Annotated in this window: 24 protein-coding genes; 9 read left to right on the forward strand and 15 right to left on the reverse strand. The window is 64.5% G+C overall.

What is annotated here, in order from left to right:
- Positions 1-238: 238 nt before the first annotated feature.
- Positions 239-508, forward strand: coding sequence for a 30S ribosomal protein S15 (gene rpsO / locus H7828_RS04325; RefSeq protein WP_226779780.1), 270 nt, complete (start codon positions 239-241; stop codon positions 506-508).
- An 89-nt stretch (positions 509-597) separates the two neighbouring features.
- On the opposite strand, the gene H7828_RS04330 is transcribed toward rpsO, so the two are convergent.
- Positions 598-1,374: an SDR family NAD(P)-dependent oxidoreductase gene (locus H7828_RS04330; RefSeq protein WP_226779781.1), complete on the reverse strand. Its 777-nt coding sequence runs from the start codon at positions 1,372-1,374 to the stop codon at positions 598-600.
- 258 nt (positions 1,375-1,632) lie between these two features.
- On the opposite strand from H7828_RS04330, the gene pnp reads away from it, so the two are divergent.
- Positions 1,633-3,765, forward strand: coding sequence for a polyribonucleotide nucleotidyltransferase (gene pnp / locus H7828_RS04335; protein WP_226779782.1), 2,133 nt, complete (start codon positions 1,633-1,635; stop codon positions 3,763-3,765).
- Positions 3,766-3,840: 75 nt separating this feature from the next.
- Here the strand turns inward: pnp and H7828_RS04340 are convergent, their stop codons facing one another.
- The 4 genes from H7828_RS04340 to H7828_RS04355 form a co-directional block, all read right to left on the reverse strand.
- Positions 3,841-4,716 carry a DMT family transporter gene (locus H7828_RS04340; RefSeq protein ID WP_226780355.1) on the reverse strand — a complete coding sequence of 292 codons (876 nt, stop codon included), beginning with the start codon at positions 4,714-4,716 and terminating at the stop codon, positions 3,841-3,843.
- Positions 4,717-4,718: 2 nt separating this feature from the next.
- Complete coding sequence (locus H7828_RS04345; protein WP_226779783.1) at positions 4,719-5,375, reverse strand: peroxiredoxin; 657 nt, start codon at positions 5,373-5,375, stop codon at positions 4,719-4,721.
- A 118-nt stretch (positions 5,376-5,493) separates the two neighbouring features.
- The gene (locus tag H7828_RS04350; RefSeq protein ID WP_226779784.1) at positions 5,494-6,141 is read right to left on the reverse strand and encodes a pseudouridine synthase; all 648 of its coding nucleotides are present in this window, start codon (positions 6,139-6,141) and stop codon (positions 5,494-5,496) included.
- A gap of 68 nt (positions 6,142-6,209) precedes the next feature.
- Positions 6,210-6,674: a GAF domain-containing protein gene (locus H7828_RS04355; protein WP_226779785.1), complete on the reverse strand. Its 465-nt coding sequence runs from the start codon at positions 6,672-6,674 to the stop codon at positions 6,210-6,212.
- Positions 6,675-6,787: 113 nt separating this feature from the next.
- Here H7828_RS04355 and H7828_RS04360 point away from each other — a divergent pair, with 113 nt between their 5' ends.
- The 3 genes from H7828_RS04360 (at position 6,788) to H7828_RS04370 (ending at position 9,521) form a co-directional block, all read left to right on the forward strand.
- Entirely contained in the window at positions 6,788-7,162 is a 375-nt protein-coding gene (locus tag H7828_RS04360) for an STAS domain-containing protein (protein WP_226779786.1), read from the forward strand.
- A complete protein-coding gene (locus H7828_RS04365; protein WP_226779787.1) occupies positions 7,152-7,652 on the forward strand; it encodes an ATP-binding protein in 501 nt (166 codons plus the stop codon). Before H7828_RS04360 ends, H7828_RS04365 begins: the two co-directional genes overlap by 11 nt.
- Before the next feature lie 288 nt (positions 7,653-7,940).
- Positions 7,941-9,521, forward strand: a complete 1,581-nt coding sequence (locus H7828_RS04370; RefSeq protein ID WP_226779788.1) for a gamma-glutamyltransferase family protein — start codon at positions 7,941-7,943, stop codon at positions 9,519-9,521.
- 11 nt (positions 9,522-9,532) lie between these two features.
- Here the strand turns inward: H7828_RS04370 and hspQ are convergent, their stop codons facing one another.
- On the reverse strand, positions 9,533-9,859 hold the full coding sequence (gene hspQ / locus H7828_RS04375; RefSeq protein ID WP_226779789.1) for a heat shock protein HspQ: 327 nt from the start codon (positions 9,857-9,859) through the stop codon (positions 9,533-9,535).
- Between the two features lie 246 nt (positions 9,860-10,105).
- Here hspQ and H7828_RS04380 point away from each other — a divergent pair, with 246 nt between their 5' ends.
- A complete protein-coding gene (locus tag H7828_RS04380; RefSeq protein WP_226779790.1) occupies positions 10,106-10,690 on the forward strand; it encodes a transglycosylase SLT domain-containing protein in 585 nt (194 codons plus the stop codon).
- Here H7828_RS04380 and H7828_RS04385 read toward each other — a convergent pair whose 3' ends face one another.
- Positions 10,691-11,302: a LolA family protein gene (locus H7828_RS04385; protein ID WP_226779791.1), complete on the reverse strand. Its 612-nt coding sequence runs from the start codon at positions 11,300-11,302 to the stop codon at positions 10,691-10,693.
- A 184-nt stretch (positions 11,303-11,486) separates the two neighbouring features.
- Between H7828_RS04385 and dps the strand changes: the two genes are divergently transcribed.
- On the forward strand, positions 11,487-11,966 hold the full coding sequence (gene dps / locus H7828_RS04390) for a DNA starvation/stationary phase protection protein Dps (RefSeq protein ID WP_226779792.1): 480 nt from the start codon (positions 11,487-11,489) through the stop codon (positions 11,964-11,966).
- Between the two features lie 65 nt (positions 11,967-12,031).
- Here dps and H7828_RS04395 read toward each other — a convergent pair whose 3' ends face one another.
- The 3 genes from H7828_RS04395 to H7828_RS04405 all read right to left on the reverse strand — a co-directional run bounded on the left by H7828_RS04395 (position 12,032) and on the right by H7828_RS04405 (position 17,668).
- Positions 12,032-15,028 carry a DNA translocase FtsK gene (locus H7828_RS04395; protein ID WP_226779793.1) on the reverse strand — a complete coding sequence of 999 codons (2,997 nt, stop codon included), beginning with the start codon at positions 15,026-15,028 and terminating at the stop codon, positions 12,032-12,034.
- 12 nt (positions 15,029-15,040) lie between these two features.
- Entirely contained in the window at positions 15,041-16,222 is a 1,182-nt protein-coding gene (locus H7828_RS04400; protein WP_226780356.1) for an aminotransferase class I/II-fold pyridoxal phosphate-dependent enzyme, read from the reverse strand.
- A 117-nt stretch (positions 16,223-16,339) separates the two neighbouring features.
- On the reverse strand, positions 16,340-17,668 hold the full coding sequence (locus H7828_RS04405; RefSeq protein WP_226779794.1) for an amidase: 1,329 nt from the start codon (positions 17,666-17,668) through the stop codon (positions 16,340-16,342).
- A gap of 87 nt (positions 17,669-17,755) precedes the next feature.
- Between H7828_RS04405 and H7828_RS04410 the strand changes: the two genes are divergently transcribed.
- Complete coding sequence (locus tag H7828_RS04410; RefSeq protein WP_226779795.1) at positions 17,756-18,982, forward strand: UbiH/UbiF/VisC/COQ6 family ubiquinone biosynthesis hydroxylase; 1,227 nt, start codon at positions 17,756-17,758, stop codon at positions 18,980-18,982.
- Between the two features lie 77 nt (positions 18,983-19,059).
- Here H7828_RS04410 and H7828_RS04415 read toward each other — a convergent pair whose 3' ends face one another.
- From H7828_RS04415 to petA, 3 genes are read right to left on the reverse strand one after another with little or no spacing between them, the layout of a single operon-like run.
- A complete protein-coding gene (locus H7828_RS04415; RefSeq protein ID WP_226779796.1) occupies positions 19,060-19,875 on the reverse strand; it encodes a cytochrome c1 in 816 nt (271 codons plus the stop codon).
- 17 nt (positions 19,876-19,892) lie between these two features.
- Positions 19,893-21,236, reverse strand: a complete 1,344-nt coding sequence (gene petB, locus H7828_RS04420; protein ID WP_226779797.1) for a cytochrome b — start codon at positions 21,234-21,236, stop codon at positions 19,893-19,895.
- Positions 21,237-21,247: 11 nt separating this feature from the next.
- Complete coding sequence (gene petA, locus H7828_RS04425; protein ID WP_226779798.1) at positions 21,248-21,808, reverse strand: ubiquinol-cytochrome c reductase iron-sulfur subunit; 561 nt, start codon at positions 21,806-21,808, stop codon at positions 21,248-21,250.
- Between the two features lie 214 nt (positions 21,809-22,022).
- Between petA and H7828_RS04430 the strand changes: the two genes are divergently transcribed.
- Positions 22,023-22,868 (forward strand): LOG family protein, encoded by an 846-nt coding sequence (locus tag H7828_RS04430; RefSeq protein ID WP_226779799.1) that lies wholly within the window; start codon positions 22,023-22,025, stop codon positions 22,866-22,868.
- Here H7828_RS04430 and H7828_RS04435 read toward each other — a convergent pair.
- Both H7828_RS04435 and rlmN read right to left on the reverse strand, forming a co-directional pair.
- A complete protein-coding gene (locus H7828_RS04435) occupies positions 22,847-23,299 on the reverse strand; it encodes a ribbon-helix-helix protein, CopG family (RefSeq protein ID WP_226779800.1) in 453 nt (150 codons plus the stop codon). The two genes, H7828_RS04430 and H7828_RS04435, sit on opposite strands and share 22 nt — an antisense overlap.
- A 39-nt stretch (positions 23,300-23,338) precedes the next feature.
- Complete coding sequence (rlmN, locus tag H7828_RS04440; protein ID WP_226779801.1) at positions 23,339-24,514, reverse strand: dual-specificity RNA methyltransferase RlmN; 1,176 nt, start codon at positions 24,512-24,514, stop codon at positions 23,339-23,341.
- Positions 24,515-24,520 lie beyond the last annotated feature (6 nt).

The following is a 24,520-nucleotide window of genomic DNA, read 5'->3' on the forward strand; positions in this document are numbered from 1 at the left end:
AATTCAAGGGATTAGTCGCGGCATTAACACTTTGTTAAGCAACAATGCCACCGCCTGCCGCCGTTTGAACCCGGCGATCGAACAATCCGCCACTTCGATAACAGAATCGCCCGGGCCACTTTCCCTTTGCGCAAAAGTCCTCTATACGCCCGCATCCGCACTGCGGACACGATCCAAGGGCCCTGCTGGACGACATCCCGGCTTGTGCCATTCCCTTCGTCTGAAAAAGGAGACCCCGATGTCGATCACTGCCGAAGAAAAAGCCCGCCTGATGAAAGAATACGCAACCAAGGACGGCGACACCGGTTCGCCTGAAGTCCAGGTTGCTGTCCTGACCTCGCGGATCACCACGCTGACCGAACACTTCAAGACCCACAAGAAGGACAACCACTCGCGTCGTGGCCTTCTGAAGCTGGTCGCACAGCGCCGCAAGCTGCTGGACTACACCAAGAACAAGGACGAAGCCCGCTATCGCGAGCTGATCAAGCGTCTGGGCATCCGCCGCTAAGGCAGGCCTGCCCCGAACGGCCTGAACCGCGCCCGTCGCAAGACGTGGCGCGGTTTTTCGTTTCGCCCCCCAAAGAAGGCCGACAGCGCCTATTTCTTCTGCATCTTCTCGATCATCTTCAGAACCATGCGGCGCGGGGCCATGGGGATCAGCCAGTTCACCACGAAGCCCAGCAGGGTTTCGTTCACGCTGACCAGCTTGCCCGCCTGCATCGCGCGATAGCCATGTTCGGCCACCGACCTGGCCGTGGCACCGCCGCCCTTGACCAGGCCCGTCCCTTCCAGGTTGGCCGCCTTGGCAAATCCGGTTTCCACATAGCCCGGCGCCAGCACGGTGCAGGTCACGCCCTGATCGCGCAATTCGTGGTCCACCGCCTGGCTGAAGGAATTGACGAAGGCCTTGGTGGCAAAATAGGTCGCCTGGTAGGGGCCGGGCATGAAACCGGCGGTCGAACCGACGTTCAGGATCTTCCCGCCGCCATTCGCGGCCATGTCGCGCCCGAAGGCATGGGTCAGCACCACCAGCGCCTTGATGTTGAGGTCGATCATCGCCAGATCCTCGGCCACTGCCCGTTCGGTCAGCTTGCCCTGCCCGCCGAAACCGGCGTTGTTGATCAGGATGTTCACCTTCAGCCCCGCCGCCTTCACCCGGTCGTAAAGCTGCTGTGCCGCGCCCTCCTGGCCCAGGTCGGCAGGAAAGACATGGGCGGCGATGCCATGCTCGGCCTCAAGCTCGGCCGCCAGCTTTTCCAGGGCGTCGGCGCTGCGCGCGCTCAGAACGACATCGCCCCCCTTTTCGGCATGCAGCCGGGCAAAGGCCGCGCCGATGCCCGAGGATGCGCCGGTGATGAGTGCGGTGTTGGTCATGGTTCATTCCTTGTTCGCCACGCCGGCCCGGGGCCGACTGTCGGAGCTCAACGCCTACAACCCCGCTTCGGGTTCATGGCGCGGGTCGTCATGGCGCCGCGCCGTGGCGTCAACACCTTTCCAAACGGGCAAAAGTCATGTAGGGCCACGCAATCTGAAAGCCGGCGCCCGGACCTCAGCGCCTGACAAAGAAGATACAGAGGTCAGGGGGAATACGCCCCCTATGCAATGGCCTGCGGGCCGACATGAGGAACTTACATGTTCAACGTTACGAAAAAATCGATCCAGTGGGGCGAAGAGACGCTGACACTGGAAACGGGCAAGGTCGCCCGTCAGGCCGACGGTTCGGTCATCGCCACCCTGGGCGAAACCAGCGTCATGGCCAACGTGACCTATGCGAAACAACAGAAGCCGGGGCAGGATTTCTTTCCGCTGACCGTGCACTACAACGAGAAATACTATGCCGCCGGCAAGGTGCCGGGCGGTTTCTTCAAGCGCGAAGCGCGCCCGACCGAAAAAGAGACCCTGACCAGCCGCCTGATCGACCGTCCGATCCGCCCGCTGTTCGTGCCGGGTTTCAAGAACGAAGTCCTGGTCATCTGCACCGTGCTGTCCCACGACCTGGTGAATGACCCCGACATGGTGGCGATGATTGCCGCCTCGGCCGCGCTGACCATTTCGGGCGCGCCCTTCATGGGCCCGATCGCCGGTTGCCGCGTCGGTTTCGCCAACGGCGAATACGTGCTGAACCCCGAGATCGACGACATGCACAACCTCAAGCTCAACCCCGAGCAGCGGTTGGACCTCGTCGTCGCGGGCACCAAGGACGCCGTGATGATGGTGGAATCCGAAGCTTACGAGCTTTCGGAAGCCGAAATGCTGGGCGCCGTGAAATTCGCCCATGATGCGATCCAGCCGGTGATCGACCTGATCATCGACCTGGCCGAGGATTGCGCGAAAGAGCCCTTCGATTTCCAGCCCGCCGATTACTCGGCCCTTTATGACGCCGTGAAGGCCGCTGGCGAAGACGCCATGCGCAAGGCCTTCGCCATCACCGACAAGCAGGAGCGCACCAGCGCGATTGCCGCTGCGGTCGATGCGATCAAGGGCAAGCTCAGCGAAGAGCAGCTGGCCGACGAGAACCTCGGCTCGGCCATCAAGAAGCTGGAATCCGGCATCCTGCGCGGCGACGTGGTGAAGACCGGCAAGCGGATCGACGGACGCGACACCACCACCGTGCGCCCCATCGTCTGCGAAACCGGCTTCCTGCCCCGCACCCATGGTTCGGCGCTGTTCACCCGTGGCGAAACCCAGGGCCTGGTGGTGACCACCCTTGGCACCGGCGACGACGAGCAGATGATCGACGCGCTGCACGGCACCTACAAGAGCAACTTCCTGCTGCACTACAACTTCCCCCCCTACTCGGTGGGCGAGGTTGGCCGTTTCGGCCCTCCGGGCCGTCGTGAAATCGGCCATGGCAAGCTGGCCTGGCGCGCCCTTCAGGCCGTCCTGCCCGCCGCGACCGATTTCCCCTACACCATCCGCGTCGTTTCGGAGATCACCGAATCCAACGGTTCGTCCTCCATGGCTTCGGTCTGTGGCGGTTCGCTGTCGATGATGGATGCGGGTGTGCCGCTGAAGGCGCCGGTTGCCGGTGTGGCCATGGGCCTGATCCTGGAAGACGACGGCAGCTATGCCATCCTGACCGACATCCTGGGTGACGAAGACCACCTGGGCGACATGGACTTCAAGGTTGCTGGCACCGCCGAAGGCATCACCAGCCTCCAGATGGACATCAAGGTTGCGGGCATCACCCCCGAGATCATGGAAAAGGCGCTGGCACAGGCCAAGGACGGCCGCCTGCACATCCTGGGCGAGATGAACAAGGCGCTGTCCGGCGCCGCCGCGTTCAGCGAACACGCCCCCAAGATCGAGACCATGCAGGTGCCCACCGACAAGATCCGCGAAGTGATCGGTTCGGGCGGCAAGGTGATCCGCGAGATCGTCGAAGTGTCGGGTGCCAAGGTCGACATCAACGACGATGGCATCATCAAGATCGCCAGCTCGGACGCCGCGGCCATCAAGAAGGCCTATGACATGATCCATTCGATCGTGGCCGAGCCGGAAGAGGGCAAGATCTACAAGGGTACGGTCGTCAAGCTGGTCGATTTCGGCGCCTTCGTGAACTTCTTCGGCAAGCGTGACGGCCTGGTGCATGTCTCCCAGATCGAGAACCGCCGCCTGAACCATCCTTCGGATGTGCTCAAGGAAGGGCAGGATGTCTGGGTCAAGCTGCTGGGCTTCGATGACCGCGGCAAGGTGCGCCTGTCGATGAAAGTTGTCGATCAGGCCACCGGCGAACCCGCCAAGGCCGACGAACAGGCCGAGTGATCGACGCCACACAATCGAAAGGCCCCGGTGGAAACACCGGGGCCTTTTTCGTTTCCGCCCCCGTCCGTTGTGGGGTCAGGCCACCCGCCGACGATGCCGCAGGTAGAAGGCCAACGCCAGCACCACGATCAGCCCGCCGGCGATCCCCGGCCAGCCCACCCTTTCACCCGTCCCTGCCCAGACAAGGAAGGGGCCGATGACCGTTTCCAGCAGCATGAACAGGCTGACATTGGCCGATTGCGTATAGCGGTTGGCAAGTGACAGCAGGAAGAACGAGGTCGGCAGGATGATCGCGCCGGTGACACCGATGGCCAGCAGGTCTTGCACCGGGGCCGCAAAGCCATCGCTGGCCAGGGTGCCCAGAAGCCCGGCAATGCCCGCGCCACAGCCCAGCGTCAGGGAAATCGGCAGATCCGCCACCCGGTAGATCGTGAACGACAGGGCCAGAACCCAGGCCACCGCAAGGCCGCATAGCGCGCCCAGCAGGGCATTGCCCCCGCCGCCACCATGGCTGCCGCCAAGGACAGAAAGGCCGATACCGGCCAGGACGACCGCACAGGTCAGCGCCGTCGCCCGCCCGACCCGGTCGCCCAGAAAGACCGCGCCCAGAAGTGCCGACCATATCGGCACCGTGGCCAGCGCGAAGAGAACGACCGCGACCGGGGAAATTGCAACGGCTGTGGCAAAGAGGGTGGCATTGATGGCCTGCGCCGCAACGGCGCCCAGGCCCAGCGGCGTCAAAAGCCGCCCCAGATCGCCCGGGCGGCGCAATGCCACCGCCCAGGCGCCCAGCATGACGGCCGAGAACAAGAGCCCCCGCCACGCCACCATCTGCGCCCCCTCCATGCCCGACCAGCGCATGAAGAGGGTATCGGGAGCCAGCACCAGCGCACCCGCCAGTGCCAGCATCATGCCGTGAAACGAACGCTGCGCGGCAGGCGCCGCGGCCACGCTCAACCCGGCTGCTTTGTCGTGCGCAGGTAGGGCAGCTTCTTCTCGAAACCGCCGAACTTCTCGTTGGCTTCCTCGTCGGAAACGGCGGCGGTCACGATCACGTCTTCACCGTTGTTCCAGTTGGCCGGAGTCGCCACCTTGTGGGTCGCGGTCAGGCGAATGGAATCCAGCGCGCGCAGGATCTCGTCGAAGTTGCGCCCGGTGGTCATCGGATAGGTCAGCGACAGCTTCACCTTCTTGTCGGGCCCGATGATGAACACGGTGCGCACGGTCTGGTTGTCGGCCGGGGTACGGTTGGCCGGATCGCCCGATTCCTCGGCGGGCAGCATGTCGAACAGCTTGGCCACCTTCATGTCCGGGTCACCGATCATCGGATAGGACACCTCGTTGCCGGTGTAGGAGGCGATGTCGGCCTTCCAGCGGTGATGATCCTCGACCGGATCGACCGAGATGCCGATGATCTTGGCGTCGCGCTTGGCGAATTCCTCGGCCATGCCGGCCATCATGCCCAGTTCGGTCGTGCAGACCGGGGTGAAATCCTTGGGGTGGGAAAACAGGATCGCATAACCATCGCCGATCCAGTCGTGGAAGCGGATCGACCCTTCGGTCGTTTCGGCGGTGAAATCGGGGGCGGTGTCATTGATGCGCAGTGCCATGGCAATCTCCTTTGTCAGCTGCATTCCCTGAACAGATAGGACAGTCGCCCCCCAAGTTGAAGGCGCATTTACGCACACCACCCGGCAGCGCCCCTTGCTGGCAACGGCCCCGGCGCCCCTAGAACGGGCATTTGACGCGAAATGTCATCCCCACGCCGCCGTCGGGATGACGCAGGCGCAGGCTTTCGGCATGAAGCATCAGGCGGGGAAATTGCGCTGCCGCGCCCTCGGCATAGAAGGGATCGCCCAGGATCGGATGCCCCAGCGCCAGCATGTGAACGCGCAACTGGTGCGACCGCCCGGTTTTCGGGTAAAGCCGCACGCGCGTTTCGGCCCCCTCTGTCCGCACGACCCGGTAATCCGTCACCGCGGCGCGGCCATTCTCATGGTCCACCATCTGGCGCGGGCGGTTCGGCCAGTCGACGATCAGCGGCAGATCGACAGTGCCCGAAGCCGGTGTCAGGCGGCCCCAGACCCGAGCGACATAGGTTTTCTTCATGTGCCGCTTTTCAAACTGCAGGCCCAGGTGCCGCTGGGCGTGCGGTGTCATGGCAAAAACCATGACGCCCGAGGTGTCCCTGTCCAGCCGATGCACCAGAAGGGCCTCGGGAAAGGCCTCCTGCGCGCGCGACAGCAGGCAATCGGCCAGTTCCGGCCCCTTGCCCGGCACCGACAGAAGGCCAGCGGGCTTTGACAGGATCAGCAGTTCATGGTCGCGGTGCACCACGTCCAGCGGCGTGTCGGGCGGATCATAGGGCGTGTTCATCCGCGCTCCCTAGCATGCGGCGCGCGGGGGGAACATGGCATGCCTGCAGCCCCGCCGCACCGCCTTTTTCACGGCGCCGCCACCTCGGCAAAGCAGCGGTCAAGGATCGCGCCGATTTCCCTGGCGTCGGTCTGGCCAAAGGCATCGGGCCGGTTGCTGTCGATGTCGAAGACGGCGATCAGATCGCCGGCCGCGTTCACCACCGGGATCACCAGTTCGGACCGCGTGGACGAGGCACAGGCGATATGGCCTGGGAAGGCATCGACATCGGGAACAAGCTGCGTGGTTTTCGTGCGCGCCGCCGCCCCGCAAACCCCGCGCGAAAACGGGATGACAAGGCAACCGTGGCCGCCCTGGTAGGGGCCGATCTTCAGAAGGTCGGGCCCCACGACGCGATAGAACCCCGTCCAGTCGAAACGTTCGTCGCTGTGATGCACCTCGCAGGCAATGGTGGCCATCAGGGCCACGGCGTCAGTCTCACCCTCGGTCAGGCTGGCGATCACCTGCGCCAGTTCGTCATATTCCACGTTCATTCAGGTCAAACCCACCCGGAAATCCGTTCAATTCTAGTCAACCGCCGGATGATCACCAATTGGTAACCGGTTGGCGGTTAGGTTCATGGCATTCGCACCGAAGGAACGCTGAAATGCAACTCGATACGGCACATTACGATGGATTGATGGTCGTTTCCGTACTGGAAGACAGGATGGATGCCGCCATCGCGCTGGATTTCAAGGATGCCATGCGCGACCTGACCAGCGATGCCCCCGCCCGTGTCGTGCTGGACATGGCCACCGTCCGCTTTCTCGACAGCAGCGGCCTTGGCGCCGTGATCGGCGCGATGAAACAGCTGGGCCATCAGCGCAGGCTGGAACTGGCCGGCCTGAACCCCTCGGTCGAAAAGGTGTTCCGCCTGACCCGGATGGACAGCATCTTTACCATCCACGCCAATATCGACGCCGCCCTTGGCGGGGTCGCCACGATCGACGCCGCGCCGCGTGGCCAAGCGCATGCGTACTGAACTGGCGGCGCGCTGCATCGAAATCACCGAGGAACGGGGGCGCGGCAATACCATCGAACTGCGGCTTGAATTCCCCTGCACCCAGGCCAATGTCCGCCGCGCGCTGGCCAGCATCATGTCGGGCCTGGGCGCCATGGACCTGTCCGAGGACGACAGCAGCACCGTAGAACTGGTACTTGCCGAGGTGCTGAACAACGTCACCGAACACGCCTATCGCGACGCGGGCCTTGGCCTGATCAGGCTGCACCTGAAACAGACGGATGACGGGCTGTCGTGCCGCGTCATCGACAACGGCGACGCCATGCCGCGCAACACGCCGCCCCGGGGATACCCCCCCAACCCGAACGGCCCGCTGGAAACCTATCCCGAGGGCGGGTTCGGCTGGTTCCTGATCCGCAAGCTGACCAGTGATCTGGCCTATCTGCGCGACGCCGACCGCAATATCCTCAGCTTTCGTATTCAGATTGGGCAGACCGTTCAGACCAACTGACCGCCCGCAACGACCTGCACCACCCCGCCGGGCCTCCCCCGCGGGGCATTGCCCGTTTTTCGCCAAGGTCCGAAGGGTGGCAAGGACATGCCTTCAAATGGCCCCAAACCCACCCAATGCGGGTCAGATTGAAGCGTCATGAAGGGGCTGTAGCTGCTTAAGGCTTCCCTCGGCGCCGCGTGTAACAGCCCCCACCCAGTGCGCGGTGCCGAGGTCTATCTTCCCCCATTGCAATCACGGAACACGCGGGTAACCTTCCCCGGGACACACCCGAGAGGCCGAACCCCCATGCGTGACTTCCATATCCCCGGCCGCTCGCCGGTTTTTGCCGCCAATGGCATCTGCGCCACCTCGCACCCCCTTGCCGCGAAAATTGCCGTCCAGATGCTGGAATCCGGCGGCAATGCCGTCGATGCCGCCATTGCGGGCGCTGTCGTGCTGGGGATCTGCGAACCGCAGATGACGGGGATCGGCGGCGATTGCTTCGTGCTGCTGTCACCCCCCGGCAGCAACGACATCGTCGCGCTCAACGGATCGGGCCGCGCGCCTGCGGGGCTGAACGCCGACGCACTGCGCGACAAGGGCCTGAAGGCCATGCCCCTCGGGTCGGTCGAAAGCGTCACGCTTCCCGGCGCCATCGATGCCTTCTGCCGCCTCTCGGCCGATTGGGGCAAGCTGGGCATGAAAACCGCCCTTGCCCCCGCCATCCACTATGCCGAAACCGGTGTGCCCGTCGCCCCCCGCGTCGCGCAGGATTGGGCCATCGCCACCGACCGGATCACCGGCAAGGCCCGCGAAACCTATCTTCTGAACGGCCAGGCGCCGAAGATCGGCCAGATGTTCCGCGCCCCCGCCCAGGCCGAGGTGCTGCGCCGCGTGGCGATGGAAGGGCGCGCCGGGTTCTACGAAGGAGAGGTGGCCGAGGACCTGATCGACAGCCTGCGCGCCCTTGGCGGTACCCACACCCTGGACGACCTTGCCGAAACCCAATGCGAATACACCGATCCCGTCAGCGGCACCTACAAGGGGATCGAACTGGTGGAACATCCGCCAAACGGCCAGGGGGCGACCGCGATCCTGATGGCCAACATCCTGTCCCATTTCGATCTTTCCACGATGGACCCGCTGGGGGCCGACCGCGCCCATATCGAGGCCGAAGCCGCCAAGCTGGCCTATGACGCCCGCAACCGGTTCATGGCCGACGCCGACCACACGACCCGGCTGGCGCATATGCTGTCGGCTGAAACTGCCAGCGCCCTTGCCGGGCTGATCGACCCGAAGCGCGCCATGGAAAGCGGCGCGCAGATTTCGGAAAGCGTTCACAAGGACACGGTTTATATCACCGTGGTCGACAAGGATCGCATGGCCGTGTCGCTGATCTATTCGATCTTCCACAGCTTCGGCGCGGGCCTTGCCTCTGACAAGTTCGGCATCCTGTTCCAGAACCGCGGCGCCGGTTTCACGCTTGAGCCCGGCCACCCGAACGAGGCGGGCGGTGGCAAGCGGCCGATGCACACGATCATTCCGGGGATGCTGCGCGAAAACGGCCGCGTGATCATGCCCTTCGGCGTGATGGGCGGCGCCTATCAACCCAACGGCCATGCCCGGTTCCTGTCCAATCTCACCGATTACGGCATGGACCCGCAAACAGCTATCGACGCGCCGCGTGCCTTCTCGGATGGCGGCATCATGAAGGTTGAAAGGGGTTACAGCGACGCGGTGCGCGCCGACCTGGCCGAACGCGGCCACAGGGTGGAAATTCCCGAATCCGCCCTTGGCGGGGGGCAGGCGATTCGGATCGACCATGAAACCGGCGTGCTGGAAGGCGCCTCTGACGCCCGCAAGGATGGCTGCGCCCTGGGTTATTGAGCCCGGGCGCCTCAGTTCATCTGGAAATCAAGCGGATAGGCGCCATCCTGGAAGTCGCCGAACAGATCGGGCAGGTCGGGATGATCGACCGGCTCGCCCGAATAATCGGCCACGAGGTTCTGCTCCGACACATAGGCGACGTAATAGCTCTGATCATTCTCGGCCAGCAGGTGATAGAACGGCTGGTCCTTCTTGGGGCGGCTGTCCTCGGGGATGGCGTCGTACCATTCTTCGGTATTGGCAAACATCGCGTCCACATCGAAGACCACCCCGCGAAACGGGTGTTTGCGATGGCGCACGACCTGACCCAAATGATATTTGGCCCGAGTTTTAAGCATAGAACGTCCCCCTGACACTGTTTAGTAATCAATTCGATGGGTTGTTGTCCATGCAAGCCGCCGAAAATCAGGGAAACAGTCTGTGAACCCTGTTCCGACAGTTCCACGGGCCGGCGGCGAAGTTCGGGCCCGGCCCTTCCGGTCACACTTGCATTCGTGATCGGCCAGACCGGCATTTTCGTTTCACCCGGACGCCAGTTTCAGCTAGGTTATCCACAACAAAACGACAAAAAAAGCGAGAGGCAGATGAGCAGACGTCTTCGCGCCCTGATTCTATTGGTTTTCGTGGCTGGCTGCGGCAGCCGCGATTTCGAGGCGCCCCGTAACCTGGATAATGCCTGTTCGATCGTCGATCAGCGCCCGAAATACCTGAGCGCGATGCGGGCGGCCGAGCGGAAATGGGGCATCCCCGTTGCCGTTCAGATGGCGACGATCCATCAGGAAAGCAAATTCATCGGCAACGCCCGGACGCCGCACCAATATGCCCTGGGAATCATCCCCATGGGCCGGCAGTCAAGTGCCTTCGGCTATTCCCAGGCGCTTGACGCGACCTGGCAGGAGTACAAGGACAACCAGGGCAACCGTCGCGCCAAGCGGGACGATATCAGGGATGCCACCGATTTCATGGGTTGGTACATGCACGAATCCAACCGCCGCCTGGGCATCTCGAAGGCGGACGCGCGCAACCAGTACCTAGCCTATCACGAGGGGCGCACAGGCTTTGCGCGCGAATCCTACAACGCAAAGCCCTGGCTGGTGCGCGTGGCCAGCAAGGTGCAGGACCGCGCCATCACCTATGATGCACAGCTGCGGGCCTGCCGGAAGCTGTGATCAGCCCCCCCGCTGGCCCACTTCATAAGGAATGTTGAAGAGCGTCGAGGACAGATCGCCGCCCTTCTTCAGATCCCCCAGAATCACGGTCGTGCGGGCGCCCGCCCCATCGGTGATGACCCACTGGCGCAGTTCGATCGGGTTGGCGGTGAAGACCAGTTCGATGGTCCCGTAATCGGGGTTTTCGGGGTCTTGCGCCACGACGATGGTTTTCGGCCCGTCTTCGCGGTGGCCGACAACCATGTTGCGGCGGGCGAGGTCCACGTTCCGCTCCAAGATGATGCTGAGCGGGGTGCGCGACAGCGGATATTGCTCGGGCTCGATGGCGTTCGACTTGGCGTCGAAGATCGCCACCTGGCCACCCCCCACCATCACCAGTGTCTTTTCCGGCGGGTTATAATCGAACCGGCAGCGACCGGGCCGCTTGATATAGATGCGCCCGGTCGAGATGGTGCCGTCGTCGTTCACCTGCGTGAAATCGGCAACCGCCGTCTGAAGCTGGTTCAGGTAGGCCGAGATTTCACCCAGCGAGGCCTTGGCCATGGCCGGTGCGCCAACGGCAAGGGCTGTGGCGGCCGTGCCGGTGGCAAGAAAGGTGCGTCGGTTCAGCATGGTCGTCCTCGTTGCTTGGTGTTGCAATCCATATAGGGGCAGCGCGCCGCCGGTGCCAAGGATAGTGGATAACATCCCCGCGACATCTCGGCGGAACCACGCCAAAGGCAATCGCGTTGGACGACTGACAGGGGGCAGTGCGCGCCCTGCCCCGATCTTGAAACAGATACACGAGGAACCCGAAATGCCCGAAGCATTTGTTGCCGGACTTGACGACCAGACCCGCCACAAGATGATCGACCTGCTGAACGCACGGCTGGCCGACACGATTGCCCTGACCCTTGCCGTCAAGCAGGCCCACTGGAACCTGAAGGGTGCCGGTTATATCGGCGTTCACGAACTTCTGGACGACGTGGCCGACCGCCTGCGCGATGGTGCCGACCTGATGGCCGAACGCGCTTCCATTCTCGGCGGTCATGCCAAGGGCACGCTTGAGGAAGCCGCCGACAAGTCGACGATCTCGGCCTATCCGGTCGATCTGGAGCCGCTGCAAGACCATGTCGCCGCCCTGAAAGAGCGGTTCATGGCCGTGGGTGAAGCCCTGCGCAAGGCCATCGACGAAGCCGCCGACGCCGGCGATGCGGGCACCGAAGACCTGTTCACCGAGGTCGTGCGCGCCGTCGACAAGGACGCCTGGTTCATCGGCGCCAACGCAACCAGGTAAGGTCGTCGCAAACAGGAAAGGCCCGGGCGCCATGCGCCCGGGCCTTTTTCATGTCCGTTGCCGGCTCAAGTCTGTTCCGGCACCAGGATTTCGCGTTTCCCGACGTGGTTGGCCGAGGATACGACACCTTCGTCCTCCATCTGCTCGACCAGGCGCGCGGCCTTGTTATAGCCGATGGCAAGCTTGCGCTGGATATAGCTGGTCGAACATTTCCTGTCCTTGATGACGATGGCCACCGCCTGATCGTAAAGCTGATCCTCGCTGTTGCCGTCGCCGCCAAGGCCCAGCACGGCGTCGATGCTGCTTTCCTTGTCCTCGTCCGGGCCTTCCACGACGCCCGACATGTATTCGGGCGGACCGAAGCCCTTGAGGAAGTTGACGATCTCCTCGACCTCTTCATCGGAACAGAACGGCCCGTGGACGCGGGTGATCTTGGCACCCCCCGCCATGTAAAGCATGTCACCCATGCCCAGAAGCTGCTCGGCGCCCATTTCACCCAGAATGGTGCGGCTGTCGATCTTGCTGGTCACCTGGAAGGAAATCCGGGTCGGGAAGTTCGCCTTGATCGTGCCGGTGATCACGTCGACCGAGGGGCGCTGCGTGGCCATGATCAGATGGATGCCGCTGGCCCGCGCCATCTGCGCCAGGCGCTGGATGCAGGCCTCGATCTCTTTGCCCGCGACCATCATCAGGTCGGCCATCTCGTCGACGATGACGACGATGAAGGGCAGGATCTCGGGCTGGATCTCTTCCGTCTCGAACACCGGTTCGCCGGTATCGTCGTCGAACCCGGTCTGCACCGTGCGGCTGAACATCTCGCCCTTGGCCAGCGCCTCGCGCACCCGGCCGTTGTAGCCTTCGATGTTGCGCACGCCCATCTTCGACATCTTGCGATAGCGTTCCTCCATCTCGCCCACCGTCCACTTGAGGGCGACGACCGCCTTCTTCGGGTCGGTCACAACGGGCGACAGAAGGTGCGGAATGCCGTCATAGACGCTGAGTTCCAGCATCTTCGGGTCGATCATGATCATCCGGCATTCTTCCGGCGTCAGCTTGTAGAGCAGCGACAGGATCATGGTGTTGATGGCCACGGATTTACCCGAACCCGTGGTCCCGGCAATCAGAAGGTGGGGCATCTTGGCCAGGTTCGCGACCACCGGATCGCCGCCGATGTCCTTGCCCAGGGCCAGCGGCAGCCGCATGGAGCTGTCGCCGAAGTCGCGCGCCGCCAGGATTTCGCGCAGCACGCACATCTCGCGGTTCTGGTTGGGCAGTTCGATCCCGATCACGCTGCGCCCCGGCACGGTGGAAACACGGGCCGAAAGCGCCGACATCGACCGCGCGATATCGTCCGACAGGCCGATCACCCGGCTGGCCTTGAGGCCCGGCGCCGGTTCCAGTTCGTACATGGTTACCACGGGGCCGGGGCGGACGCTGACGATTTCGCCCTTCACGCCATAGTCGTCCAGCACCGATTCCAGCATCCGGGCGTTCTCTTCCAGCGCCTCGTCGCTCAGGACGTGGCGGGTGATGGTGTCGGGGCTGGTCAGCAGGCTGAGCGGTGGCGATTCGTATTCGGCGTACTTGTCTTCGAACTGCAACGTGGGCTGGGCCTCGGCCCGGGCCTGCTTGCTGGGCTGCACCGCCTTCTTGGGGGCATGCTGCACCACGCTTTTCGCCGCCTCGCCCTGGTTCGACCGGAAGACGGGAACCGCCGGCGCGCTTGGCTGGGGCGCAACCAGTTCGGGTTCGGGCATGGGCGCGGCGGCCAGTTCGGCATCTTCGGCCATTTCGGGCGCGGGCTGGCGCTGCGGCTCGGGCGCGCGTTCGACGGGGGCATGCAGGGGCGGCTCGGCCGGCAGGCGCGGCGCGGTGTCAAGGATCATGGGCTGCGGGCCGCGCGGATGGCGCGCGCGCATCGGCGGCTCGGACCGCCCGCCTGTTCCGGCGGTCAGGATCGGCTGGGCGCGCACCCGCGACTTGATGACATCGGCGATCTTCGCCTTGATCCGGTCGTCGCCCTGGGGCGCATCGGCGGCCATCGGCGGTTCGGGCGAAACGTCAAGCGGCACATGGTCGGTTTCGGGCGGACGCTTGAACAGGTTCGGCAGGCGCGAGAAAAGCGAAGGCTTGGGATCGGTCTCGATCACCTCGTCATCGTCGTCGAACACGCCGTAGGGGTCGTTGGCGGTGGGGGCCGGTTCGTGACGGGCGGCGCGCAGAACCGGGGTGCGGCGCGGCGCTTCCTCGGGCTGGGCGGCGGGCGCGGCGCGGGCCATCTCGGCATCCACGGCGGCTCGGGCCTGGGCGGCCTCGGCGGCGGCGGCACGGGATTGGGCGCGCTTTTCGGCCATCGACTGCGATGCCGTCTGCGCCGCGCGAAGCCCCACGACAGCGCCCTTGCCCATGCCGACGGCACCGTGCCCAAGCGCATTCATGATCATGTCATAGCTGCGGATCACCGACAGCACCAGGAAGGCCGCCACATGGCGCAGCTCGGGGCGGGTGAACCCGAGGACGAAAGCCCCCATGGCCAGGGTGGCGATGGCAACGATGAAGGCCATCAGCTTCAACCCGAAGGTCGCCTTGACCGGCACGACGCCCAGGACAGCGCCCAGGATGGTATCGCCGAACAGCCCGCCAAGGCCGAAATAATGCGCCCAGCCGGCCGGCGGTTCATGGGTCGAGACATAGACCGAGGCCAGAGCGATCGCCAGCGGCGCAAAGATCAGCCGCGAGGACGCGCGATCGTCGCCCAGATGCGCCACGAACCGCACACCCCAGACGCCGAAGACCACCACGAAGCCCCAGGCGCCCCAGCCGACGATGTTGTAAAGCGGCGCGGCAATCGAGGCGCCGAAGCGGCCCAGCATGTTCTGCGCCGGTTCGTTCGTCACCGAAAACCACGACGGATCGTCCGGAACGTAGGACCCCAGCAAAAGCGCCGTCAGCACCCCCGCCGCGATCAGCGCCATCCCCAGCAACTCCTTGCCGCGCCGTTCAAGCGCCGCCTGGGTGTTGCTGTCGAATAGCGGGTCTCGCTGTCGGGTTTGATAGGCCATTCTCGTTTGTCCTCAGGTAAAGAGACAGTCGCGAAGCTGTTCCAGCCCACGCTGCATTTCTTGTTCTGGAGCCACAAGCGCGGCCCTTATGTAACCGTGTCCGGGGTTCTGCCCGTCCACGTCGCGCGAAAGGTAGGCGCCCGGCAGCACCCGTACCCCTGTTTCGCGCCATAGTTTCACGGTTGCCGCCTCGCCGTCCTCGACCGGAAGCCAGAGGAAGAACCCGGCCTCGGGGGCACCGCACCCCTGGATGCCCGCAAAGACCTTGTCGGCGATATCGAATTTGCCCCGATAACGCGCGCGGCTTTCCTTCACATGCGTCTCGTCGTTCCAGACGGCGGCCGCCGCCATCTGAAGCGGCAGGGGCAGCGGCGCACCCGTATAGTTGCGCAGTTGTTTCAGCGCCTTCAGGTTGCCCGCGCCCGAGGCCAGGAACCCCGACCGCAAGCCCGGCAGGTTCGACCGTTTCGAAAGCGAATGAAACACCACCACGCGGTCGGGGTCGGCGCCCATCTCCTGCGCCACCTGCAAGGCGCCCACCGGGGCGTCGTTGCGGTAAACCTCAGAGTAACATTCATCGGCGAAGATGCGGAAATCGTGGCGTTCGGCCAGGGCGATCAGGTCGCGCCAATAGTCAAATGTCGCAACGGCACCCTGGGGGTTCGATGGCGAACAGAGATAGGCAATCGTCGTGCGGTTCAGCACATCCCGGGGCAAGGCGGCATAGTCGGGCAGGAACCCCGTCGCCGCCGTGGCCGGAACATAGACAGGTTCGGCCCCCACCGCCAGCGCCGCAACCGCATAGACCTGGTAAAAGGGATTGGGCGTCAGGATGACCGGCGTCTTGCCGTTCTTGGTTTCCGGGCAAAGCGCGATGGCGCTGTTGAACAGGCCTTCGCGGGTGCCGTTCAGCGCCATCACCTGACTGGCGGCATCCAGCGCCACGCCATAGCGGCGCTGCACCCAGCCGGTGATCGCCTCAAGCAATTCTGGCGCGCCGTCGTTCGGGGGGTACTTGCCGAACCCCGCGGCATGTTCGGCGATCACATCGGTGATCCACGCCGGGAATGCGTGGCGCGGTTCGCCAATGGTCATGTGCACGGGCGTCCCGCCGGGCGCATGGGCGTCCAGCAGGCTCCGCAGACGCGGGAACGCATACTCAGGCAGGTTCGAAAACCTCTGGGGATACTGCATCGGTGCCTCAAAAACCGGGGTCATTCCGCCCCTTTGAGGGGACGATAGCCCAGGCCGCCGCGCCCGGTCCAGAAAAAGCCCCTACATTTCCACAGTTCGGCACGGCGGGTGTGTCTTTCAGGACAAGGCCCGTTCCGCAGCGGCGCCCAGGCGAAGAAGCCGGTGTTCGCTCATCGGCCCGGTTTGCAAGGTGATGCCGGTGGATGGCAGGCCCGTCGGCAGGGTCAGCGCCGGCAATCCCATCAGATTTCCGATCCGCGTGTTGCGCAAAGTCATCAGATTGGCATTGACGAAATATTCACCCTCCGACTCGAGCCGCGCAAGGTTGGGTGGCATGATCGGGCAGGTCGGCAGAAGCACCGCGTCGAAACCGGCACTCGCGGCCCCATAGGCGGCCCGGCACCGGTCAATCGTGCGCCAGGCTGCGATATAGTCGGGCGCGCTGACCTTGGCGCCGCCCCGGAACCTTTCGCGCACCTGATCGTGCATGGCGTCGGGATTGGCCTCGATGGTGTCCTTCCAGACGCCATAGGCTTCCGGCGCGAAAAGCTGGGGCGACAGGGCCATCGCCTCGGCCACTTCGGGAATCTCGCGGCGGACCACCAGCGCCCCGGCGGCCTGCAACCGTTCGACCGCGCTTTGGAAACCGGCGCGCACCTGGGGCTCCAGGTCATCCAGCGCCACGGTCTCCAGCACCATGAACCGCACACCGCGCAGATCGCTGCCGCGCAGGTCGGGGGCCGCGCTCCCCTCCATAGCGGCCAGCATCAGCGCCGCATCCTCGACCGAGCGGCACAGCGGGCCGATGGTGTCGAACCGGGGGCAGAGCGGCACAACCCCTTCGACCGGCAGCCGCCCCAGCGTGGTTTTCAGGCCCACCAGATCGTTCCAGGCGGCCGGCGCGCGCACCGAACCGCCAGTGTCGGACCCGATCCCGCAGGCGGCCAGCCCGAAAGCGACGCTGGTGGCCGCCCCCGAGGACGATCCGCCCGACGCCGCCGCGTGATCGTTGACACAGGGCGGCGACGCAGTGACCGGGTTCACCCCCAGCCCCGAGAAGGCCAGTTCGGTCATGTGTGTCTTGCCCAGGCAGACCAGCCCTGCCGCCGTGGCATTGCGCAGGACCATCGCATCCTGCGTCGGGGTGCGCCCCTTCAACAGGGCGGTGCCCGCCTCGGTGGCGACGCCGGCGGTGTCGAACAGATCCTTCCAGGAAATCGGCACCCCGTCCAGCGGCGACAGGCGTCGCCCCGCGCGGGCCCGCGCCTGGGCGGCGCGCGCTTCGTCCAGGGCGCGTTCGGGGGTGGTGCGGGCATAGATTCGTGGGGTGAACTGGTGGTCGTCCATGGCCGCAAGATAGGTTTCGCACAGCTTGACGGGGTCGATCTCCTGCGCGGCAATGCCCCGCCCCAGGTCACCCGCCGTCATCCTCAACCAGTCCGCCATGCTTTGCCCCTCTTGTTCCTGTCGCGCCCGACGCTAGCGGCAGTCGGGCGCATGGACAATGCCCGCCGCTTGTTCCATCTCTGCTTCATGACAAAGCGAACCGACATCCTGATCATCGGCGGCGGCCTCAACGGGGCCACCCTTGCGCTTGCCCTGGCCAGCGGCGGCTTCACCGTGACGCTGATCGACGGCAGGCCGCGCGAGATTCGGGCCGATCCTGCCTTTGACGGGCGGAGCTATGCGCTGGCCCATGCCTCTTGCGCGATGCTGCGCGCCCTTGGCCTTTGGGAGGGGTTGCGCGACCTGGCGCAGCCGATCCTCGACATCAAGGTCAGCGACGGGCGCGCCGGCGAAGGGCCATCACCCTTCGTGCTGGAGTTCGATCATGCCGAGATCGAGGAAGGCCCCATGGGCCACATGGTCGAAGACCGGCACCTGCGGCCCCACCTTCTGGATGCGCTGGATGCGACACCGGGCATCACCGCCCTTTCCGGGCGCAGCGTCACGGCGCAATCCGTTGACGATAGAGGTGTCAGCGTCACGCTGGACGATGGTTCGGCCTGTCGCGCCGCCTTGCTGATCGGCTGTGACGGGCGCAACAGCGGCACCGCGCGGCGGGCCGGCATCCGCTATACCGGGTGGAGCTATGGGCAGACCGCGCTGGTCACGGCCATCGCCCACGGCCAGCCGCACAACGGCATCGCGCATCAGTTCTTCATGCCGGAAGGTCCGCTGGCCATCCTGCCGCTCAGGGGCAATCGCTGCTCGATCGTCTGGACCGAATCCGACGCCGACGCCGCCCGGATCAACCCCCTTCCGCCCGAGGAATACCTGGCGCACCTGCGGCCCCGCTTCGGCGATTTCCTGGGCGATATCGCACTGGCGGGGGAACGGTTTACCTATCCGCTGTCGCTGTCGCTGGCGCAGTCGATGATCGCCCCCCGGCTGGCTCTGTGCGGCGATGCGGCCCACGGGATGCACCCCATTGCCGGCCAGGGGCTGAACGCCGGGCTGAAGGACATCGCCGCCCTGGCCGAGGTTCTGACCGACGCCCAGCGGCGGGGCGAGGATTTCGGGCGCAGCGACGTGCTGGAGCGCTATCAGCAATGGCGCCGGTTCGACATCGCGTCGATGGCTCTGGCTACCGATACCTTCAACCGGCTGTTTTCCAATGACAACCCGCTCTTGCGCGGCCTGCGGGACCTGGGGCTGGGGGCGGTGAACGCCCTTCCCCGCCTGCGGCGCGGCTTCATCCGCGAGGCGGCGGGCCTGACCGGCGATCGGCCAAGGCTGCTGGAAGGCCGCCCCCTCTAGCCGCCCCGCAAGACCCCGGAAACGAAAAAGGCGCGCCCCGCATGGGACGCGCCTTTCTCAATTCATCTGCGACCCGCTCAGTCGGCTGCCGCTTCGGTCTTGCGGCCACCCTTGATGGGTGCCCAGATCCGCTTGTTCGTCAGGTACAGAAGCGCCGCCAGGATGACCAGCATCAGCACACCGACGAAACCGGCCTGCTTGCGCGCCATCATTTTGGGTTCTGCCGTCCACATCAGGAAGGCGGCGACGTCTTCGGCCATGTGATGCGCCTCGGCCGAATGGCCATCGGCGAATTCGACCGCATCATCATAGAGCGGCGGCGACATGGCAATCCAGCCGCCCGGGAAGGCGGTGTTTTCATAAAGGACCGAACCCGCCTGTTCCTTTTCCTCGCCGGTGTAGGAGGTCAGGATGTTGACGATATACTCGGGCCCGCCGATCCCCTTCACGAACTGGTTGATCCCCAGACCGTAAGGCCCGTGGAACCCTGCCCGCGCCTTCGCCATCAGCGAAAGGTCTGGTGCGTTCGACATGCCGGACTTGGGGAAATGGTCGGTGGGCTTGCGCGGGCGGAAATCGCCTTCGCCGTCTTCCAGCTCGGGGTCGAAGATCTCGTAGAACGCGGCATAGGCGTTCACCTGATCCTCGGGCAGGTGCGGCCCCCCCTCATCGGCGAGCGAGCGGAGCGGAACGAACTGCAACCCGTGGCAGGCCGAGCAGATCTCGGTATAGACCTGCAGACCGCGCTGAAGCTGGTTCTGGTCGAACTTGCCGAAGGGGCCTTCGAAGGAAAAGTCCACATCATGGATATGCGGGGTATCCCCGGCGGCCAGGGCCGCCCCCGAGGACAGTCCGAATGCCAGAGTTGCGGCAATGGTAAGCTGCTTGAGCATCTCGATGCAGTCCTTTCTCACTCGGCCGGCTTGACCAGGGTTTTCGTGCCCCCGGTTTGCGGATCATAGTGCGCGTTGAAGTCTTCTTCGATGGTGGCCGGTTGCGCCAGCGGCTTCTCGATCACGCCCAGAAGCGGCAGGATGATCAGGAAATAGGCGAACCAGTAGGCCGCACCGATAAGCGAGATGGTGGCATAGGGCTCTTCCGCGGGCATGGCACCGCACCACATCAGCACCATGAAATCGACGCAAAGCAGGGCGAACCACCACTTGAACATCGGGCGATACCGGCCCGACCGCACCGACGAGGTGTCAAGCCAGGGCGCCAGGGCCATCACGAAGATGGCGCCGAACATGGCCAGCACGCCGAAGAACTTGGCGTCGATGATGCCACCGGTGATGAACGACGCGAACTGCACCGCCCAGACATCCGAGGTGAAGGCCCGCAGGATCGCGTAGAACGGCAGATAATACCATTCGGGCACGATGTGGGCCGGCGTGGCCAGCGGGTTCGCCTCGATGTAGTTGTCGGGGTGACCCAGGTAGTTGGGCATGAAGCCCACCACGGCGAAGAACACCGCCAGGACAATCGCCAGGGCGAACAGATCCTTCAGCACGAAATAGGGCCAGAACGGCAGCGTGTCCTTCTCGGCCTCGGCCTTCGAGGTGCGGCGCACCTCAACCCCGGTGGGGTTGTTGTTGCCGGTGGTGTGGAAGGCCCAGATGTGGACGATCACGAGGCCGGCAATCACGAAGGGCAGCAGGTAATGCAGCGAGAAGAAGCGCGTCAGCGTGGCGTTGTCGACGGCAGGCCCGCCCAGCAGCCACTGCTGCAGCGATTCACCCACGAAGGGGATGGCGCCGAACAGGCCGGTGATCACGGTGGCCCCCCAGAACGACATCTGGCCCCAGGGCAGAACGTAGCCAAGGAAACCGGTGGCCATCATCAGGAGGTAGATCAGCATGCCGATGATCCAGGTCACCTCGCGCGGCTCCTTGTACGACCCGTAATAGAGGCCGCGGAAGATGTGCAGATAGACCGCGATGAAGAACAGCGACGCGCCGTTGGCGTGCATGTAGCGCAGCATGAACCCGCCGTTCACGTCGCGCATGATGTGCTCGACCGAGGCGAAGGCCAGCGAGGTGTCGGGGGTATAGTGCATCACCAGGACGATGCCGGTGACGATCTGCAATGCCAGGCAGAAGGTCAGAACGATGCCCCAGATCCACATCCAGTTCAGGTTCTTGGGGGTGGGGATCATGATCGTGTCGTAGAGGACGCCGATCACCGGCAGGCGGCGGTGAAGCCACTTTTCGCCACCGGTCTTCGGCTCGTAATGGTCGTGCGGGATTCCAGCCATCTTATGCTCCGTTATCCGAGGACGAGAGTGGATTCACCGTCGAACGCAGCGACGGGAACCAGCAGGTTCTTGGGGGCCGGACCCTTGCGGATGCGCCCGGCGGTATCATAGTGCGACCCGTGGCAGGGGCAGAACCAGCCGCCGAAATCGCCCGCGTCGCCCAGCGGAACGCAACCGAGGTGCGTGCAGACGCCGATCATCACCAGCCATTCGCCGTCTTCCGACAGGGCACGGTTCGCATCCGAGGCATCGGCGGCGTTCGCCAGGTTTTCGTTCTCCGAGTTCGGATCGGGCAGTTCCGATACGTCGACCTCGCGCGCGGCTTCGATTTCCTCGGGCGTGCGGCGGCGGATGAACACCGGCTTGCCCAGCCACTTGACGGTCAGCTGGGTGCCCGGTTCGACGCCGCTGACATCCACACGGATGCTGCTCAGCGCCTGGACATCGGCCGAGGGGTTCATCTGATTGACCAGCGGCCAGACGGCGGCCCCCGCAACGACGACACCGGCGCCACCGGTTGCATAATACAGGAAATCGCGGCGCGTGCCTTCGGGATCATCTGCGTGGGACACGGCATTCTCCATCTTCTGGCCCGCTGACGGGCGAATACATTCACCCCCCGCTGTCCTGCGGGGTTGTTACTCTGCCGTTTCTTAGCGAGGAGTCCTTGGCGCGTCCAGCGGACAAAGGCGCACATCTTGCATTGTTGCCGCCAATCATCGCACTTCTGGCCTTGGCGGGCGTTCCGCGCTAGGTGTCGAAACGACAACAACAGAAAGCCCAACGATGCAGGATCACCGAAATTCGCCTTTTCGACACGCCCGTGAGGATATGCAGAAGGCGGATCAGACCCCGGACACCCCGCAGACCCGGGCACCGTCCTATCGGCTGGCCTTCGACGACAACACCTTCCTGTGCCGGGACGAGCTGCGCCCGGTGCGTCTTCAGCTTGAACTGCTCAAACCCGAGCTTTTGCTGACCGAAGCCGGAATCGAATCGACCGTCGTGCTGTTCGGCGGGGCGCGCATTCCCGAACCGGCCAGGGCCGATACCGCGCGCACCGAAACCCTGGCGGCGCTGTCGCGCTACTATGACGAAGCGCGCGAATTCGCCCGCCTGATGACCCTGCGTTCAATGGAGGGCGGCGGCCATGACGACGTGATCGTTACCGGCGGCGGACCGGGGGTGATGGAGGCAGGGAACCGCGGCGCGGTGGACGCCGGTGGGCGGTCGATCGGGCTGAACATCGTGCTGCCCCACGAACAGGCGCCGAACGAATATGTCACGCCGGGGCTGTGCTTCAACTTCCATTACTTCGCGATCCGCAAGATGCATTTCCTGATGCGGGCGCGGGCCGTCTGCATCTTTCCGGGCGGCTTTGGCACCCTGGACGAGATGTTCGAGGCGCTGACCCTGATCCAGACCGGGCGGATGGAGCGGGTGCCGTTCCTCCTCTTCGGGCGCGAATTCTGGGAAAGGATCATCAACTGGGATGCCCTGTCGGATGCCGGCACGATTTCGGCCGAAGACCTGGACCTTTTCCGATTCGTCGAAAACGCCGCCGAGGCGATCGAGGCGATCGACACCTGGCCGGGCGCCGGGACAAAGCGTCAGGACATTCCCGGGCGCTGATCGACCGGCGGGTCGCCATACCCCATCTGCCGCCGGACCTGAAAGGCATTGCCGTGGCCGGGAAAGGGCTGGCCGAACCGGCGGGCGAGAGTCAGGTGGCTGTAGCCAAGTTCGGACCCCTTGCAGAGCCGCGCGCCGCTGTCGATGGCATAAAGGACCAGCCCGCCCCCGGCCTCGCGCAGCGTGAACCCCTTCCGCGCGAGGGCGGATTGCAATGCCTCCCAACTTTCCGAGAAGGCCAGTTCGTCAGCGAGAAGCGACCGCAAGGGAGCGACGAGCGCCTCATCGCTCCTGCCGTCGCTCTTCGCGCTGCAGCGGCGGCGCAGATCCCTTGCAATCGCATCCCTGACGATCTGGCCTGGCGTCACATCCTCGCGCGCCGCGATCTCTTCCAGCGCGCGGACCATTTCATCGGGCATTTTCAAGGTCATTTCCATGACCCCAGAGAACCCCAGATGGGTTAAGGAAGCCTAAAGCCGGGCCGCTTCCACGCGGCGCGGCTTGCGGGCCCTTTCGCTTTCGCTTTTCAACTGCCCGCAGGCGGCCATGATATCCTCGCCCCGAGGCTTGCGGATCGGCGAGGCATAGCCGGCCTTGTAGATGATATCGGCGAAGGCGCGGATCCGGTTGTTCGACGACCGTTGATAGGGCGCACCGGGCCATTCGTTGAAGGGGATCAGGTTGATCTTGGCGGGAATGCCCTTGATCAGTTCGATCAGGCGGTGGGCATCCTCGTCGCTGTCGTTCACGTCCTTCAGCATGACGTATTCGAAGGTGATCCTCTCGGAATTGCTCACCTTGGGATAGCTGCGCAGCGCCTCGAGCAGTTCGGCGATGTTCCATTTCTTGTTGATCGGCACCAGCCTGTCGCGCACCTCGTTGGTGGTGGCGTGGAAGGACACCGCCAGAAGACAGCCGATTTCTTCGGCGGTGCGGGCGATTTCGGGCACCACACCGCTGGTCGAAAGGGTGATCCGGCGGCGCGACAGGGAAATCCCCTCGGGGTCCATGGTGATCTTCATGGCGTCGCGCACGGATTCGAAGTTGTAAAGCGGTTCGCCCATCCCCATCAGCACGATATTGGACAGCAGGCGCTGTTCGTCGTGGGGGTGGTGCCCCGGTTCGGGCCATTCTCCCAGGTCGTCGCGGGCCAGCATCACCTGTCCGACGATTTCGCCGGGCGTCAGGTTGCGCACCAACCGCTGGGTCCCGGTGTGGCAGAACGAACAGGTCAACGTGCAACCGACCTGCGAACTGATGCAAAGCGTGCCGCGCCCCTCTTCGGGAATATAGACGGTTTCAACCTCGTGTCCGCCGGCGATGCGCACCAGGTACTTGCGGGTGCCGTCGGCGCTGACGTGGCGCTCCACCACCTCGGGAATCTCGATCACGAAGGTTTCGGCCAGCAGCTCGCGATAGGATTTCGCCAGGTTGGTCATCGCGGCAAAGTCGCGCACGCCCTTCTGGTAGATCCATTGCCACACCTGCCCTGTGCGCATCTTCGCCTGTTTTTCCGGTGTTCCCGCCGCGATCAGCGCATCGCGCATGCCGTCGCGCGTCAGCCCCACAAGGTTGACGGGGCCGCCTTCGGGCAGCTTGCGCGGAAGGGTCAGAAGATCCTGCGTGATGGGCGCGGGCGCGGGCATGGCGAA

The sequence above is a fragment of the Oceaniglobus trochenteri genome (assembly GCF_020529025.1).
Classification (GTDB): domain Bacteria; phylum Pseudomonadota; class Alphaproteobacteria; order Rhodobacterales; family Rhodobacteraceae; genus Oceaniglobus; species Oceaniglobus trochenteri.